Here is a 14,189-nt window from a genome sequence, read left to right on the forward strand (position 1 = left end):
GAAAAATGGGTTTTTGGAGAACATCGATTATGAAAATGAATAGGATTTGGCTATTACTGCTTACCTTTTCTTCTGCCATACATTCTCCTGTACAAGGAGAAAGCTTGGTTTGCAAGAATGCTCTTCAAGATTTGAGTTTTTTAGAGCATTTATTACAGGTTAAATATGCTCCTAAAACATGGAAAGAGCAATACTTAGGATGGGATCTTGTTCAAAGCTCCGTTTCTGCACAGCAGAAGCTTCGTACACAAGAAAATCCATCAACAAGTTTTTGCCAGCAGGTCCTTGCTGATTTTATCGGAGGATTAAATGACTTTCACGCTGGAGTAACTTTCTTTGCGATAGAAAGTGCTTACCTTCCTTATACCGTACAAAAAAGTAGTGACGGCCGTTTCTACTTTGTAGATATCATGACTTTTTCTTCAGAGATCCGTGTTGGAGATGAGTTGCTAGAGGTGGATGGGGCGCCTGTCCAAGATGTACTCGCTACTCTATATGGAAGCAATCACAAAGGGACTGCAGCTGAAGAGTCGGCTGCTTTAAGAACACTATTTTCTCGCATGGCCTCTTTAGGGCACAAAGTACCTTCTGGGCGCACTACTTTAAAGATTCGTCGTCCTTTTGGTACTACGAGAGAAGTTCGTGTGAAATGGCGTTATGTTCCTGAAGGTGTAGGAGATTTGGCTACCATAGCTCCTTCTATCAGGGCTCCACAGTTACAGAAATCGATGAGAAGCTTTTTCCCTAAGAAAGATGATGCGTTTCATCGGTCTAGTTCGCTATTCTACTCTCCAATGGTTCCGCATTTTTGGGCAGAGCTTCGCAATCATTATGCAACGAGTGGTTTGAAAAGCGGGTACAATATTGGGAGTACCGATGGGTTTCTCCCTGTCATTGGGCCTGTTATATGGGAGTCGGAGGGTCTTTTCCGCGCTTATATTTCTTCGGTGACTGATGGGGATGGTAAGAGCCATAAAGTAGGATTTCTAAGAATTCCTACATATAGTTGGCAGGACATGGAAGATTTTGATCCTTCAGGACCGCCTCCTTGGGAAGAATTTGCTAAGATTATTCAAGTATTTTCTTCTAATACAGAAGCTTTGATTATCGACCAAACGAACAACCCAGGTGGTAGTGTCCTTTATCTTTATGCACTGCTTTCCATGTTGACAGACCGTCCTTTAGAACTTCCTAAACATAGAATGATTCTGACTCAGGATGAAGTGGTTGATGCTTTAGATTGGTTAACCCTGTTGGAAAACGTAGACACAAACGTGGAATCTCGCCTTGCTCTGGGAGACAACATGGAAGGATATACTGTGGATCTACAGGTTGCCGAGTATTTAAAAAGCTTTGGACGTCAAGTATTGAATTGTTGGAGTAAAGGGGATATCGAGTTATCAACGCCTATTCCTCTTTTTGGTTTTGAGAAGATTCATCCACATCCTCGAGTTCAATACTCTAAACCGATTTGTGTTTTGATCAATGAGCAAGACTTTTCTTGTGCTGACTTCTTCCCTGTAGTTTTGAAAGACAATGATCGAGCTCTTATTGTTGGTACTCGAACAGCTGGAGCTGGAGGATTTGTCTTTAATGTGCAGTTCCCAAATAGAACTGGAATAAAAACTTGTTCTTTAACAGGATCATTAGCTGTTAGAGAGCATGGTGCCTTCATTGAGAACATCGGAGTCGAACCGCATATCGATCTGCCTTTTACAGCGAATGATATTCGCTATAAAGGCTATTCCGAGTATCTTGATAAGGTCAAAAAATTGGTTTGTCAGCTGATCAATAACGACGGTACCATTATTCTTGCGGAAGATGGTAGTTTTTAACTGGCGTTTTCGTTCATAGTAAGAGGGGGCTTTGCGGATTTATGGTCCCAAAGCCCTTGTTGTATTTAAACATTAATAAATGGAAAGGTGATGCATGCGTAAAATTATACTCTGTTCGCCTAGAGGCTTCTGTGCGGGAGTTATTCGTGCGATACAGACGGTTGAAGTAGCCCTGGAGAAGTGGGGGAGACCTATTTATGTAAAGCATGAGATTGTACATAATCGGCATGTCGTAGATAAATTACGGGAGAAAGGGGCTATTTTTATTGAAGATTTGCAAGAAGTTCCTCGTAATAGTCGAGTGATTTTTTCCGCACACGGAGTTCCCCCTTCCGTAAGAGAAGAAGCTGCGGAAAGAGGATTGATTGCTATTGATGCGACATGTGGACTGGTTACGAAAGTGCATTCTGCAGTCAAAATGTACGCTAAAAAAGGGTATCACATCATCCTTATAGGCAAAAGAAAGCACGTTGAGATTATTGGGATACGCGGAGAAGCCCCCGATCAAATCACTGTGGTAGAAAATATCGCTGAAGTTGAAGCGCTGCCTTTTAGTGCTCAAGATCCTTTGTTTTATGTAACGCAAACGACATTGAGTATGGATGATGCTGCTGATATTGTTGCGGCTTTGAAGGCTCGTTATCCTCGAATCTTTACATTACCCAGTTCTTCTATCTGCTATGCTACACAGAACCGACAAGGAGCTTTACGAAATATCCTTCCTCAGGTCGACTTTGTGTATGTAATAGGGGACTCTCAAAGCTCCAACTCAAATCGTTTGAGAGAAGTGGCAGAGAGACGAGGAGTTACTGCTAGACTTGTCAATCATCCTGATGAAGTCACAGAAGAAATTTTACAATATTCAGGAAATATCGGCATAACCGCTGGGGCTTCTACTCCAGAAGATGTTGTGCAAGCTTGTTTAATGAAATTACAAGAGCTGATTCCTGATTTGTCTATAGAAATGGATCTTTTTGTAGAAGAAGATACAGTATTTCAGTTGCCTAAGGAATTATAATTAGAGAAGTCAGATGAGTTTATCTCATCTGACGGAATTTTTCTCACTTAGCTATTGGTAGAGGCTGCGGACTGCATCATGTTGCGTTTGTAAGATCTGTAGCAAGAAGCTATCCATGTTTCGCCAATGATCTTTAAGCTCTTCTATCGATCGAAGCATTTCGTCGTGTTCTAAGCGAAACAGTTCTTTATAACTCTCAGCGATTGTTCGTACTGCATTGGCACGGAGATCATAGACTGTTGAGGAGACTTTAGCTAGTTCAGACAGAGAAGAACACACTTTCCCCATCCCCTCAAAAAATGTTTTTGATGAGGCTTGTTGCCAACCACCTGTTGCTTTTCGAATGACATTGAGAAGTCCTTCTCCACCTACTTCCCCAATGATAGGGGAGATACCTCCGAAAATACCCAGGGTAGCTGTAGCAATGCCAAGCCATTTTGTAATTCGAGCCTGTTTTGCAAAGGAGTCCGCGATTTTCTTCGCTTCCTGCATGAAGTGTGTTCGGGTGGATCGGCGTTCAAGAAGATCCTGTTCACGGCCATTGAGCATCAGTTTCATGATTTCCGCGCAGATACGCAGAATATCTAGATGATTCAGGCGTATGTGAAGCAATTGACTGAGCTGGGCTTCAGAAAGAGCAAACTCACGAATTTCCTCTGGTAAATACTCAGGATCAAAGTGGTGCTCGCGTCGTTTTTTACTATGAGAAAGAAAGCTTGCAGAGATGGCAAGATCTTCTTTTTCTTCTTGTTGTTGATCCGATTGATGATGGTCACGATCTCCTTCTTGAGATAGGTCTTCTCGTTCGTGTAAGAGTCCTTCTCTCGCGAGAGTTTCTTTTTGGGCTGTTGTTTCAAATAGAGCCATTGGGCTAAGAAGTGCTGCACGAGGTGAAGAGAGATTCTTTTGCAATGAGGAAGAATGGGAAGAAGATTGCTCTCTTGAAGCAGCGGAATCTTTCTTCGAGGAAGAAGAGCTTTCTTTGTTGAAGATAGTAACAGAGAGTGTAGGGTTACAATTTGAGTTTTGAATAGGTTCCCGATCGGTAAGAGCCTGTTGCGTGTTGGGTAACGAAATGATAACAGGTATATTTCGTAAAGGAGTGGAATGTTGGGGAGATATCTGTACGCGTCCTTGTACGAAAGATTTATGAGATATCGGGGTAGAAGGCTTATTATGTAGAGTCTGGGTCGGAGTCTTTTGAGGTGTAGGGGTGGGTGTTAAAGACTGCTGTTCTGCTGTGGCAGATTCTTGTGTTCGAGAAGAAGCAGAAGTTTGTTGAGACAGATATTTCAAAGGACAGCTTTCTCGGAAAGAAGGAGAATGTTTCGAATGAGGAAGAGTTTTTTCTGTCTGCTCAATAACAGATAAACAGAGATCGGAAAGGCTCCGAAGGATTGCTGCTTGACCTGGTTCAAGCAGCTGTATTTCATTGGAGAGGGCAGAGGCTTCTTCACAAGAAGTCTCTACCTGCTCTCCTGTTGCTATTGTTTGTAATGAAGGTAGTGTCTCTTGGGGTACTGTTATCGTCATGGGAAGGATCGCTATCGTAAGGCGTCTGTAAACGTTTGGTCAATTTCTCGTTGTAATTGTAAAGTTTCTGTGAGTTGTTCAAAAGAGGTTTGCATAGAGTCAAGGAGTTGTTCAGCACGTAAAAAATATTCATCGCGTTCCCAATTTATTAATTCGATGCGTGCATCGATTTGAGTACAGCATGCACGAATTTTTTGACTGCTTGATTGTAAATAGAGGGCAACACCTTGTGTCAAGCCAAGCATTCCGGATAATGCTGGTGCAATAGATTTTACAACGCCTTCCAACAGAGGACTCATTCCCAATTTAACAACATAAAGGGCAGAAAGGGATAGCAGACAGCTAAAAACAGTTAAGGCCAGTTTGACATAACCTAGATAACGCATTTTTTTTTCTAGATCATTCCCGGGAAGATGTTTTGCAATAGCTCTCCAACCATCAAAAGCTTCTAAAAGGGATATGACTATCATGATTAAAGCTGCGAAAAGGGAACACCAGGAAAGGATGCCACCTCCAAGCGCTATGATGGTTACAGCGACCCCCATTTCTATCCAAGGGATGATTGTAGCGACGATGCTCGCTAGAGAATCCCAAAATCGCGTGGTTTTAGACTTATCAACAATTTTCTGCACCTGTTCGATTCGTTCTTGGTGCAACATGGTTAATTCTTGCTGAGTCGTTTCTAGATTGTCTTTGTAGGCAGAATAGGCAGAAAAATCTGCAAGGATACCTTGTTTAGTGAGAAGGTAGCTTAAAGAGAAGATCCCTACAGTAGGTGGTATGATGATAGGAACAACTCTTTTGGCTCGTTCCTTTCTTCTTTGTATTTTGTGAGAAGGTTGCTGAGAATGAGGGTCTTCTTTCGAAGAGTGCTCGGACGAGTCTTGACTTTCTCCTGATGCTTTGGAAGGAGGGGTGGAGGTTCTAAGTAGAGGATGTTTTTGTTCTTGTGCAACGGTTTCTTCTTTTTTTTGTGTCACTAACCTTTCCTCTAGAGACTCAGTTTCAGCGGAGAAGCTATCTATTTCTTCCATGATAGGAGACAGATTGTCCTTTTTGAGAGAGCTAAATAACTCCTTGTGGTGTTCAGGAGTGTGAAGAAGGTTCTCTGAAGGTTTAATAGGCTCCGAAGAAGAGGGTTTTGTGCTGTCTCTAGCACTAAGCTCTGATGAAAAGTGTAGTTTCTCTGATAGTTTACGCGTGGAGTTTCGAGTCTGGCTGTTTGAAAAAAGGTTCCAAGGAGAAGATGTTGTAGTGCGTACAGTAGAGGAGAGTTGGGAAGAGGGAGAGCTTCCAAAGAATAAGATGCGCTCTTTAGGTGTAGTCGGCTGTAGTCTAGAGAAAGAAAGCGGGGCGGATTCTTTTTGAGAAGCAAGATGCGCAAAGATCTTTTGTATGCAAGAAGGAGCGCTCTCCTTAGATATAGAGTAAGAATAAGGGAATTTTTCTGTCTGGATGGCCAGAGAAGCATCTGGTAGATCGAGAGTTTGAGAGAGAGCGACGTCTGTCGCTTGAGCAAACCAGGATGACATAATAAAAGAGTCCTTTGTGATCTATTTTAGGCGTACGATTTGATCGCCAAAATTTCTTCTTTTAAAGAGCTATAGGCAGAGCTTGTTTTTACTTTTTGCCAAGCAAGATCAAGAGCTTTTTCAGCTTCTTCAGGATTATTGAGCAGGGTGTAGCAGATGTAGGCATAGTAATGAGGATAAGGGTCTTTTTCTCTCAGCAAAGCAGCTACACCATAAGCATGAAGAGCTTGTTGATATTTTTGGAGCATATGGAGCGAAGCTCCTAATGAAAACCAAAATTTAGACACAAATGGGTTAAAGAAAATCAACCAGTAAAAAGCGGTAGAACTTTCCTCATAGTCTCCTTGTAAATAGGCGTTGTATCCTTCCTTGTAGACTTGTTCAAGATCTTCTGAGGACAATTTGAAAATCTTTTGATAGGTGTCCAGAGGGATATCCTTATTGGGGATATAATTCTCAAAGTACGCTTCCATATTATCGGGAAGCGGACACATATGATGGTAAGAGCGAGCAATTTTATCGAGTAGATAGGCTAAATGACGCATTAGGGACGCATGTTGTAGATAAAGGTGTCCATAAGTTCTTTTAAAAGTTTCAAGACATTGGATCTTGCTTGGTGGCATTGAGACACTTCTTGGAGATGGCGTTGCATATCAGTGCGTTCTAGCTGAGTGATTTTCTCCATATTTTCTTTGCGCATTTGGATATTTTCTTTCAGAAGCTTTTTTCCTTCCTCAGACCAGTCGTAGGAGTCTCCAATTGGGACGCCTAGTTTTTTAGCTTGATCTACGAGAGCGCGCATTTCCTCATCTTGATTCCAGTCAATGGCTCCTTTTTCATTGTTAATTTTTGACAGGAGTAACGTCAGCGCATCGACATTATCTGTGCGTTCTTTGACGCGGAGATACAACTCGTGTGCCTCGGCTTCTGCTTGGCCTAAAATTCTAGCCATGAGTCGCATGAATCGTAAGAAAACGTTTTCGACACGAGCTTCTTTAGGAGCTTCTTCCGTAGCATTCTGGGAAGAAAACAAGGACATAGGGGAGGGCGGTCTTTTTTGGAAAGTACTCTGATTCGACTCCTGATCTAAATTGGACGAAGGATGAGGGGCCGCATGATAAGCAAAGTGAGAGACAGAAAATACTTCCTCAGTATTTTCATCTTCCGGATGAGAGGATCTTTTAGAAGAAGACACTTGCATATCATCCGAGAGATCTTCCTCTTGGTAAGAATGATCACTATTCTGTTCTTGATCAGAATGTCTTTCTTGTTGACCGTCTCTTTTTTCTCTTCCTGTTGAGCAGGTTTTAACTGTTTGAGAAGAAAATTCCCATTCCTGGGAAGAAAGTTGAGCCGTTCCTGTTGAATGGCCTGTCTGGTAAGTACGAGAGCTATGATGAGAAACACTTTGAGAAGATGTTGGATTTGCTCTACGGTGAGGCACGATAGACAAAGGAACGGCTCTTATTGTGCAGCGCGCTGCTGGAGAGAAGGGAGTATTCAGTCCCTGTATAGCACGAGCTGGTTGTTGGGGAGATAGGGACTCCTGAGAAGAAGGTAAGGAGCGAGTCTGTGAGGATCCCTGCGCCTGTAAAGAAAATATGGAAACTTTCCCAGAAGGTGCTGGAGGTGTCTGAGCAGAGGTTTCCTTCTGTTGGAGGGATCGACTATCAGAAGAAGGGGTCTCTTCTAGAGCTTGGAACATTTCTGCAATCTGAATTTCCAGCTCGACAGTCTCGGGAGGAAGGAAAATGAAGGTTCGAGGGCTAACAAGAGTGGGGAGTTCTTCTTGAGCCATATTAATATTCACAACACCTACCAGAGAGATCTGAGTCTCATTACCACCGTCTTCAATAGATTGAGACAGAACAACGTCTCCTACGCTTGTTTTTAGAACCCCTTTTTCTGCAGAAGAAAATTGAGAGGAGCTCCCTGGTTCTCTCTTAAGAGAAGCGTTTGTCGGTACGGAGGAAAGGGGTGTGGGAGTATCCATAGTTACAGAAGTTAATGTATCCAGGCCTTTTAGAAAGGAGGGAACTTATCTAAAAAGTATTTTTCATGCAAGTTGGATTATAGAGCTCGGCAGCATTGTTACTGTCTAAGGTTCAATATATTAATAGGAGGTTAGGGAGTACATCATTGGCATTTGTGGAGGGACAGGTAGTATGGTCAGGAAGAAAAAGCGGAAATATTGATACAATGGAGAGGGAATATTGTATTTTTTTTCTGATCAAAAGAGAAAGGTGTGCGAAAGAACCTAACATCTTTTGCACATATAGAAGAAAAGAGCGCAGAAGACGATTAACCTATTGCGAAAATAAGCGGATAGAGATACCATGGCTTCCTCTATCAGCCATCTATGCCCAGGTGGTGAAATTGGTAGACACGCTGGATTTAGGATCCAGTGCTTCGCGGCATGTAGGTTCAAGTCCTATCCTGGGCATAGCTTTCCTTCTAAAAATCTTCTTGTTCAGATACCTAGTGTGTTTATTTGGATAACCCGAGTCTGTGGTTTTTTCTGCGGCATCGGAGAAAAGGTGGGGGAAAGTGAATGAAACAGCTGTCAATCCTTTTGGGGATGCTTTCGTTGAGTTCTGCTGTTTTTGGGGCTGATGCGGTGTATTCGGGATCTCTAGTTCAACCTTCGGAAAGCGTTCTTGTTGCAGGAGTAGAATTTGAAGAACAGGAAGGGGAGCGGATTCCTTATAGTTTTTACTATCCCTACCGGTATGACTATTATTATCCCAATACAGGTGTAGACGAGGATACACCAGAGAGTTTTCAAGAGAAGCGCGAGTGCCCTTGTAAGAAACCTGTTCCAGAGAAAAAGAAGAAAAAACCTCGTCGCAGATCTTAGATATCTCTAGGATGGTAGGTGTGGAATTTTTCGATTAGGCTCTCTGAGGCTACGTGTGTATAGATTTCCGTGGAAGAAATGCGAGAATGCCCAAGCATTTCTTGAATAATACGAAGATCCGCGTGGTTATTGAGTAGGTGCGTTGCAAACGCATGCCGCAGAGAATGCGGCGAAATGCGTTTGGTAGTGACTAATTTTGCATAAAAAGTAATGCGTTTCCATACACAGGAACGATCGAGTTTTTTCCCTCTGATAGACAAAAATACATGTTCTTCAGAGGGATTTTTTTTTTGTAATTCATCTCTGAAAGAGCTTAAGTAAGCGTCAATAGCTTGTTTGGCTTTGATGCTGATGGGCACGAGCCGAGTCTTTCTTCCTTTACCAGTAACGCGAATAAAATCATCACTGATGTCCCCGATACAAAGATCACATAGTTCGGATACACGAATTCCTGTTGCATAGAATGTATACAGAATAGCGGCGTCTCTGCTTGCTATATGAGTGTCTAAATTAGGGATATTCAAAGGTTGATCTAATAAAGAATTCACTTCTTCTGTGGAAAGGATAGAAGGGAGTCTCTTCCAGATTTTCGGATGTTCTATAAAGGGCTGTTGATCGAGCATTTTCGCATCTTTTAGGAAATGGAAAAAGACTTTTAGGGCGATCAGTCTGCGAGCTAAAGTCGTTTCAGATTCTTTAGCTTTATGGCATTTTTCTACAAATAGGAAGACACTCTCTTGGTTGATTCTATCGGTAGCCTCAATAGAGGCGCGTTGTAAAAATAAGAGAACATCTTGGCAATAAGCTTGTACGGAAAGAGGGGAGATTCCGTGATCCACGGAGAGAAAGATCGTAAATTGTTCTATCAGTCGTTTGTGAAAGAGGGCAGAGGGAGTCATTTTGTTTATTAGGAATATTTGCAAGATAAAAGCACGAGCAATTTTTTATAGGGATAAACATTTTTAGAATAGAAGAAAGCGTATTTCCTCCTGACAAAATAAGATTTCTTTTAATTACGAGTGTAGGAGGTCGCTATGTTGATAATAACGTTTCTAAAAGGTACCATGGAATAGCTCTCCATCCTACTGAAAGAAAGATGATTAAATATAAGGTCTGGAGAGGATAGTACAAAGGCGCTGGGAGTTTTATGATCAAGATAGCACAAAGTTTCAAACCTTACATAATGGAACCCGGAGCTAAAATCCCTATTCCCGGTTCGACTTTGTATGCGCAAGTATTTCCATCTCTTTGGAGAATTTTTTCTTCTTCGCATGAGCTGGTAAATGAAGGTAGAGTTCCTATTCAAGGTCCCCTGCAGCGTTTCGCAGTATTTCAGAATTTGAATCGCGGAGGAGTCGCTGTAATGACTGAGCAGTATAAGTATTATCTTTCTCCAAACGGGTGTTATACGCGTTCTATAGCGGATTTGCCATCCGCTTCTTTTTATTCTGGAGAATATGTTTCTTTTGGAGTGCATAAACACGCCGATCTAGAAAAAATTAGAAGAAGAAAAGATCTTAAAGAGATCCTTCCTTTCCTATTCCGTCATGGAGCGTTGTTACAAAATCAGCCTAACCTATCCATGGAGAAGACCGAGGTTGCGCTTCTATTGGATACATTAGATGCAGCTATTGCAGAACCTAATAAAGAAAGAGTGTTTTCTTTATTAGAGAGATTCGTTTATGCAGGGTTATCTAAAACATTGCTCCCACGTTTGTATGATGAAGAGTATCAAGGCATAGTATCGGAAGATCCCAGACCAGGGAATGAGGCTGTTCCTTTTTCATTACTGAGAGCTGCAGCTCTCAGTATGCGGAGGATTTTTATTCAAGAGAGTGATGGGGTTGTTACCTTACTGCCTGCGCTTCCTCCAGAATTCCCTTGCGGTCGGTGGATTGGCCTGTATCTTGAGAATATTGGGGAGATTTCTTTCGAATGGTCTAAGAAAACCATTCGAAGAGTGATTTTAAAAGCTCACGTTTCTAGGGAGCTTGCGATCATTAGTCCAGGTGTGCATTCGTCTCGTTTCCGTGTCGAAGAACAAGGTAGAATTATCTCTTGTAAAATAAAAAATCTTTTAGAAAAAGTGGAGATAAAAGCCGGAACCACGTATCTATGGGACCGTTTTTGTAAATAAATGCAGAAAATATTGTGGATCCTTTTTTCTTAAATACTCAACACGTGGAACTTCTCGTTTCTGGTAAACAGAGCAGTCCACAAGATCTTTTGGGAATTGTTTCTGAAAGTTTGAATCAAGATCGGATAGTTCTTTTCCGCCCTGGGGCAGAGACCGTTTTTGTTGAGTTGCGAGGTAAGATTCAACAGGCAGAGTCGCACCATTCAGGGATTTTTTCTCTTCCTGTAATGAAAGGAATTTCTCCCCAAGATTATCGAGTCTATCATCAAAATGGTTTATTGGCTCATGATCCTTATGCCTTCCCTTTACTTTGGGGGGAAATCGATTCTTTTTTATTCCATGAAGGGACTCATCAGCGTATCTATGAACGCATGGGTGCTATCCCTTGTGAAATTGATGGAGTACCTGGAGTAAGATTTATTGTTTGGGCCCCTCATGCTCAACGTGTTTCTGTTATTGGAGATTTTAATGGGTGGCATGGGCTCGTTAATCCTCTTCATAAGGTTTCAGATCAAGGAGTTTGGGAGCTGTTTGTTCCTGGCCTTACAGCAGGAGCTTGTTACAAATGGGAAATGGTCACAGAATCTGGGCAGGTTCTCATTAAATCGGATCCTTATGGGAAGTTTTTTGGTCCTCCTCCTCGGAGCGTTTCCGTTGTTATCGATGATTCTTATGAATGGACCGATAGCGAGTGGTTAGAAGAGCGCATTAAAAAGACTGAAGGCCCTATGAATATCTATGAAGTTCATGTAGGGTCTTGGCGATGGCAGGAAGGACAACCTTTGAATTATAGAGAGCTAGCAGATCAGCTAGCTCTCTATTGCAAGCAGATGCATTATACGCATGTAGAGTTGCTTCCCGTAACCGAGCATCCTTTGAATGAATCTTGGGGATATCAAACAACGGGATATTATGCTCCTACAAGTCGTTATGGCTCTTTTGAAGATTTACAGTATTTTATAGATACCATGCATCAGCATGGTATCGGGGTGATTTTAGATTGGGTTCCAGGACACTTCCCTATAGATTCATTTGCAATGAGTGGTTTTGATGGCACTCCTCTGTATGAATATACACGGAATCCGAGTCCGTTGCATCCTCACTGGCACACCTACACTTTTGATTATGCTAAACCGGAAGTGTGCAATTTTCTTTTAGGAAGTGTGCTCTTTTGGATCGATAAAATGCATGTAGATGGTATTCGTGTGGATGCTGTCTCATCTATGCTCTATTTAGATTATGGAAGATATGCTGGAGAATGGGTTCCAAATCGTTATGGTGGAAGAGAGAACCTTGATGCGATTCGGTTTCTTCAGCAATTCAACACTGTGATTCATGAGAAATATCCAGGTGTTTTGACTTTCGCAGAGGAGTCGACAACCTTCCCTAAGATTACTGTATCTGTCGAAGAAGGGGGATTAGGGTTTGATTACAAATGGAATATGGGATGGATGCATGATACACTGCATTATTTCGAGAAGGATTTCCCATATCGTCCTTATCACCAGAGCGATCTCACTTTCCCACAATGGTATGCTTTTAGTGAGAGGTTTTTACTGCCTTTTTCCCATGATGAGGTTGTTCATGGGAAACGCAGTTTAATCGGTAAGATGCCTGGAGATGCTTGGAGACAGTTTGCTCAGTTGCGTTTATTATTAGGTTATCAGATCTGTCAACCAGGAAAGAAATTGCTTTTCATGGGGGGAGAGTTCGGTCAGGGGAGAGAGTGGTCCCCCGGTCGTGAGCTAGACTGGGAATTATTAGATATTTCTTATCATCAAGGTGTGCATTTGTGTTCGCAAGAGCTAAATGCTTTATATGTGCAGAGCCCGCAACTGTGGCAAGCGGACCATCTTCCCTCCTCTTTCCGTTGGGTTGATTTTAGTGATGTGCGTAATGGCGTTGTTGCTTATCTCCGCTTTGCAGACGCGGATGCTAAGAAAGCTTTGCTTTGCGTGCATCATTTTGGGGTAGGATACTTTCCTCATTACTTACTTCCCATACTCCCCCTAGAATCTTGTGATTTGCTGATGAATACAGATGACACAAGATTCGGGGGATCGGGGAAAGGTTTTCGAGAGCCTGAAATCCTTACACCTGAAATCGCGAGACAAGAGAGAGAGGCTGCAGGACTGATCGAAGCGGATGATGAAAGTGGTCCCGACTGCTGGGGCTTAGATATTGAGTTGCCTCCTTCAGCTACTCTGATTTTCTCTGTAACGCTACAGTAAGATTTGTTCTCTAATCCGTAGTTGGCCAGCTCAAAGATGAGTATCTAGACATAGCTTGTTCCGTTGTAGAGATAAAATCAGCGAGTAGAGCTCTTCTCTCAGATGGGTTTGTAGGTACTTTCTCTTCAAGATCAAAGTCAGGATTTTCTAGGTACCACGCCAAGAATTGACAGCACCAAGCTCCACAGGTGAATTCTCCAGGAGATTGGACTTTTACTGTCGATCCGATGCGTACCTGGAAAGGAGAAAGTAATTCTTCTTGATCGGAGTCTGCTCCACCTTCTTTGGGATAGATAGCTCCAAGGGAGGCGGCAAGTCCTTCTAATTGTTCCCGCATTTGTTGTGGAGAGGCTATATAGTTGTAAAAACTGTCGAAGAATGTGACACATCGATGCTCGATATCTACGATAACCAGTACCCAGTGACTATTTCCTACTCGGCCAGAGCTCATAGTCTGATCCATTTTCGTAAGCATAGCTTCTTGCGTATCAGCAGAAGGATCATGCCACATAACGAATGGGAATACACTAGAGGTGCACAGAAGTCGTCGATAGTTTTCTGGTGTGCAAGTCGGAGGACAGAAAAGCTCGCACATGTCGGTTTCGTTGACGTTAACGGATTGTTTCGTCATGAGGCAGTTACAAATATATTCTAAGAAATTGAATTTGGTAAGCGGATTACAGATGTCTATAGGGAGAACCCGCCTGTGTTTGTTCTGCATTAAGCACGAGAATTGGAACAAATGTTCGTTATCCCAGATAGGAAGAGGAGGACCGGTTAAGACCTTATCTAGTTGTTGTAAAAGCTTAGTTGCTTGCTGTGGTCCCTCTTGTGCTGAGTAATCCGCATCTAAAAGGTCACGGAATGTATATGCGCAGAGAATAAGTCCGCAAGAGATCACTATGAGGAATAGCGCTATGATGATTCTAGTAACTTTAGTACCGCAAGAAGCATCTTTGAAAGATGTATAGGTAGTTGAAGGTCTAGAATACGAACATGTTTGTGGGGGAGGATTATGAATTGGTTCCATAATAAATTGTTAATTT

General features: G+C 42.3%; 11 protein-coding genes and 1 tRNA gene. 6 read left to right on the plus strand and 6 right to left on the minus strand.

What is annotated here, in order from left to right:
- Positions 1 to 29: 29 nt before the first annotated feature.
- Positions 30 to 1,835, plus strand: coding sequence for a protease-like activity factor CPAF (locus CTA_RS04690; protein ID WP_009872247.1), 1,806 nt, complete (start codon positions 30 to 32; stop codon positions 1,833 to 1,835).
- A gap of 94 nt (positions 1,836 to 1,929) precedes the next feature.
- Positions 1,930 to 2,853 (plus strand): 4-hydroxy-3-methylbut-2-enyl diphosphate reductase, encoded by a 924-nt coding sequence (gene ispH, locus CTA_RS04695; protein WP_011324904.1) that lies wholly within the window; start codon positions 1,930 to 1,932, stop codon positions 2,851 to 2,853.
- A 51-nt stretch (positions 2,854 to 2,904) separates the two neighbouring features.
- Here ispH and CTA_RS04700 read toward each other — a convergent pair whose 3' ends face one another.
- Genes CTA_RS04700 through CTA_RS04715 form a run of 4 tightly spaced genes read right to left on the minus strand, consistent with a single transcriptional unit; the run spans position 2,905 to position 7,911 of the window.
- Positions 2,905 to 4,386 carry a type III secretion system translocon subunit CopD2 gene (locus CTA_RS04700; RefSeq protein WP_011324905.1) on the minus strand — a complete coding sequence of 494 codons (1,482 nt, stop codon included), beginning with the start codon at positions 4,384 to 4,386 and terminating at the stop codon, positions 2,905 to 2,907.
- 11 nt (positions 4,387 to 4,397) lie between these two features.
- Positions 4,398 to 5,918, minus strand: coding sequence for a type III secretion system translocon subunit CopB2 (locus tag CTA_RS04705; RefSeq protein ID WP_011324906.1), 1,521 nt, complete (start codon positions 5,916 to 5,918; stop codon positions 4,398 to 4,400).
- A 26-nt stretch (positions 5,919 to 5,944) separates the two neighbouring features.
- On the minus strand, positions 5,945 to 6,541 hold the full coding sequence (gene scc3, locus CTA_RS04710) for a SycD/LcrH family type III secretion system chaperone Scc3 (protein ID WP_010725375.1): 597 nt from the start codon (positions 6,539 to 6,541) through the stop codon (positions 5,945 to 5,947).
- Positions 6,463 to 7,911 carry a hypothetical protein gene (locus CTA_RS04715; RefSeq protein ID WP_011324907.1) on the minus strand — a complete coding sequence of 483 codons (1,449 nt, stop codon included), beginning with the start codon at positions 7,909 to 7,911 and terminating at the stop codon, positions 6,463 to 6,465. Before CTA_RS04715 ends, scc3 begins: the two co-directional genes overlap by 79 nt.
- Before the next feature lie 368 nt (positions 7,912 to 8,279).
- On the opposite strand from CTA_RS04715, the gene CTA_RS04720 reads away from it, so the two are divergent.
- A tRNA-Leu gene (locus CTA_RS04720) sits at positions 8,280 to 8,361 on the plus strand.
- Positions 8,362 to 8,469: 108 nt separating this feature from the next.
- Positions 8,470 to 8,775: a hypothetical protein gene (locus CTA_RS04725; RefSeq protein ID WP_011324908.1), complete on the plus strand. Its 306-nt coding sequence runs from the start codon at positions 8,470 to 8,472 to the stop codon at positions 8,773 to 8,775.
- Here the strand turns inward: CTA_RS04725 and CTA_RS04730 are convergent.
- The gene (locus tag CTA_RS04730) at positions 8,772 to 9,674 is read right to left on the minus strand and encodes a site-specific tyrosine recombinase XerD (RefSeq protein WP_011324909.1); all 903 of its coding nucleotides are present in this window, start codon (positions 9,672 to 9,674) and stop codon (positions 8,772 to 8,774) included. The genes CTA_RS04725 and CTA_RS04730 overlap by 4 nt on opposite strands.
- Before the next feature lie 248 nt (positions 9,675 to 9,922).
- Between CTA_RS04730 and CTA_RS04735 the strand changes: the two genes are divergently transcribed.
- Together CTA_RS04735 and glgB are read left to right on the plus strand one after the other, a co-directional pair.
- Complete coding sequence (locus CTA_RS04735) at positions 9,923 to 10,912, plus strand: glycoside hydrolase family 95-like protein (RefSeq protein WP_009872985.1); 990 nt, start codon at positions 9,923 to 9,925, stop codon at positions 10,910 to 10,912.
- Between the two features lie 14 nt (positions 10,913 to 10,926).
- On the plus strand, positions 10,927 to 13,143 hold the full coding sequence (glgB, locus tag CTA_RS04740; RefSeq protein ID WP_009872256.1) for a 1,4-alpha-glucan branching protein GlgB: 2,217 nt from the start codon (positions 10,927 to 10,929) through the stop codon (positions 13,141 to 13,143).
- Between the two features lie 10 nt (positions 13,144 to 13,153).
- Here glgB and CTA_RS04745 read toward each other — a convergent pair whose 3' ends face one another.
- A complete protein-coding gene (locus CTA_RS04745; protein ID WP_011324910.1) occupies positions 13,154 to 14,173 on the minus strand; it encodes a deubiquitinase in 1,020 nt (339 codons plus the stop codon).
- Between the last annotated feature and the right edge of the window lie 16 nt (positions 14,174 to 14,189).

The organism is Chlamydia trachomatis A/HAR-13 (assembly GCF_000012125.1).
Lineage (GTDB): Bacteria > Chlamydiota > Chlamydiia > Chlamydiales > Chlamydiaceae > Chlamydia > Chlamydia trachomatis.

What these genes read in the sequence shown, in the direction of transcription:
- CTA_RS04690 (WP_009872247.1), top strand. Translation starts at nt 30, where the DNA reads ATGAAAATGAATAGGATTTGGCTATTACTGCTTACCTTTTCTTCTGCC.
- ispH (WP_011324904.1), top strand. Translation starts at nt 1,930, where the DNA reads ATGCGTAAAATTATACTCTGTTCGCCTAGAGGCTTCTGTGCGGGAGTT.
- CTA_RS04700 (WP_011324905.1), bottom strand. Translation starts at nt 4,386, where the DNA reads ATGACGATAACAGTACCCCAAGAGACACTACCTTCATTACAAACAATA.
- CTA_RS04705 (WP_011324906.1), bottom strand. Translation starts at nt 5,918, where the DNA reads ATGTCATCCTGGTTTGCTCAAGCGACAGACGTCGCTCTCTCTCAAACT.
- scc3 (WP_010725375.1), bottom strand. Translation starts at nt 6,541, where the DNA reads ATGCCACCAAGCAAGATCCAATGTCTTGAAACTTTTAAAAGAACTTAT.
- CTA_RS04715 (WP_011324907.1), bottom strand. Translation starts at nt 7,911, where the DNA reads ATGGATACTCCCACACCCCTTTCCTCCGTACCGACAAACGCTTCTCTT.
- CTA_RS04725 (WP_011324908.1), top strand. Translation starts at nt 8,470, where the DNA reads ATGAAACAGCTGTCAATCCTTTTGGGGATGCTTTCGTTGAGTTCTGCT.
- CTA_RS04730 (WP_011324909.1), bottom strand. Translation starts at nt 9,674, where the DNA reads ATGACTCCCTCTGCCCTCTTTCACAAACGACTGATAGAACAATTTACG.
- CTA_RS04735 (WP_009872985.1), top strand. Translation starts at nt 9,923, where the DNA reads ATGATCAAGATAGCACAAAGTTTCAAACCTTACATAATGGAACCCGGA.
- CTA_RS04745 (WP_011324910.1), bottom strand. Translation starts at nt 14,173, where the DNA reads ATGGAACCAATTCATAATCCTCCCCCACAAACATGTTCGTATTCTAGA.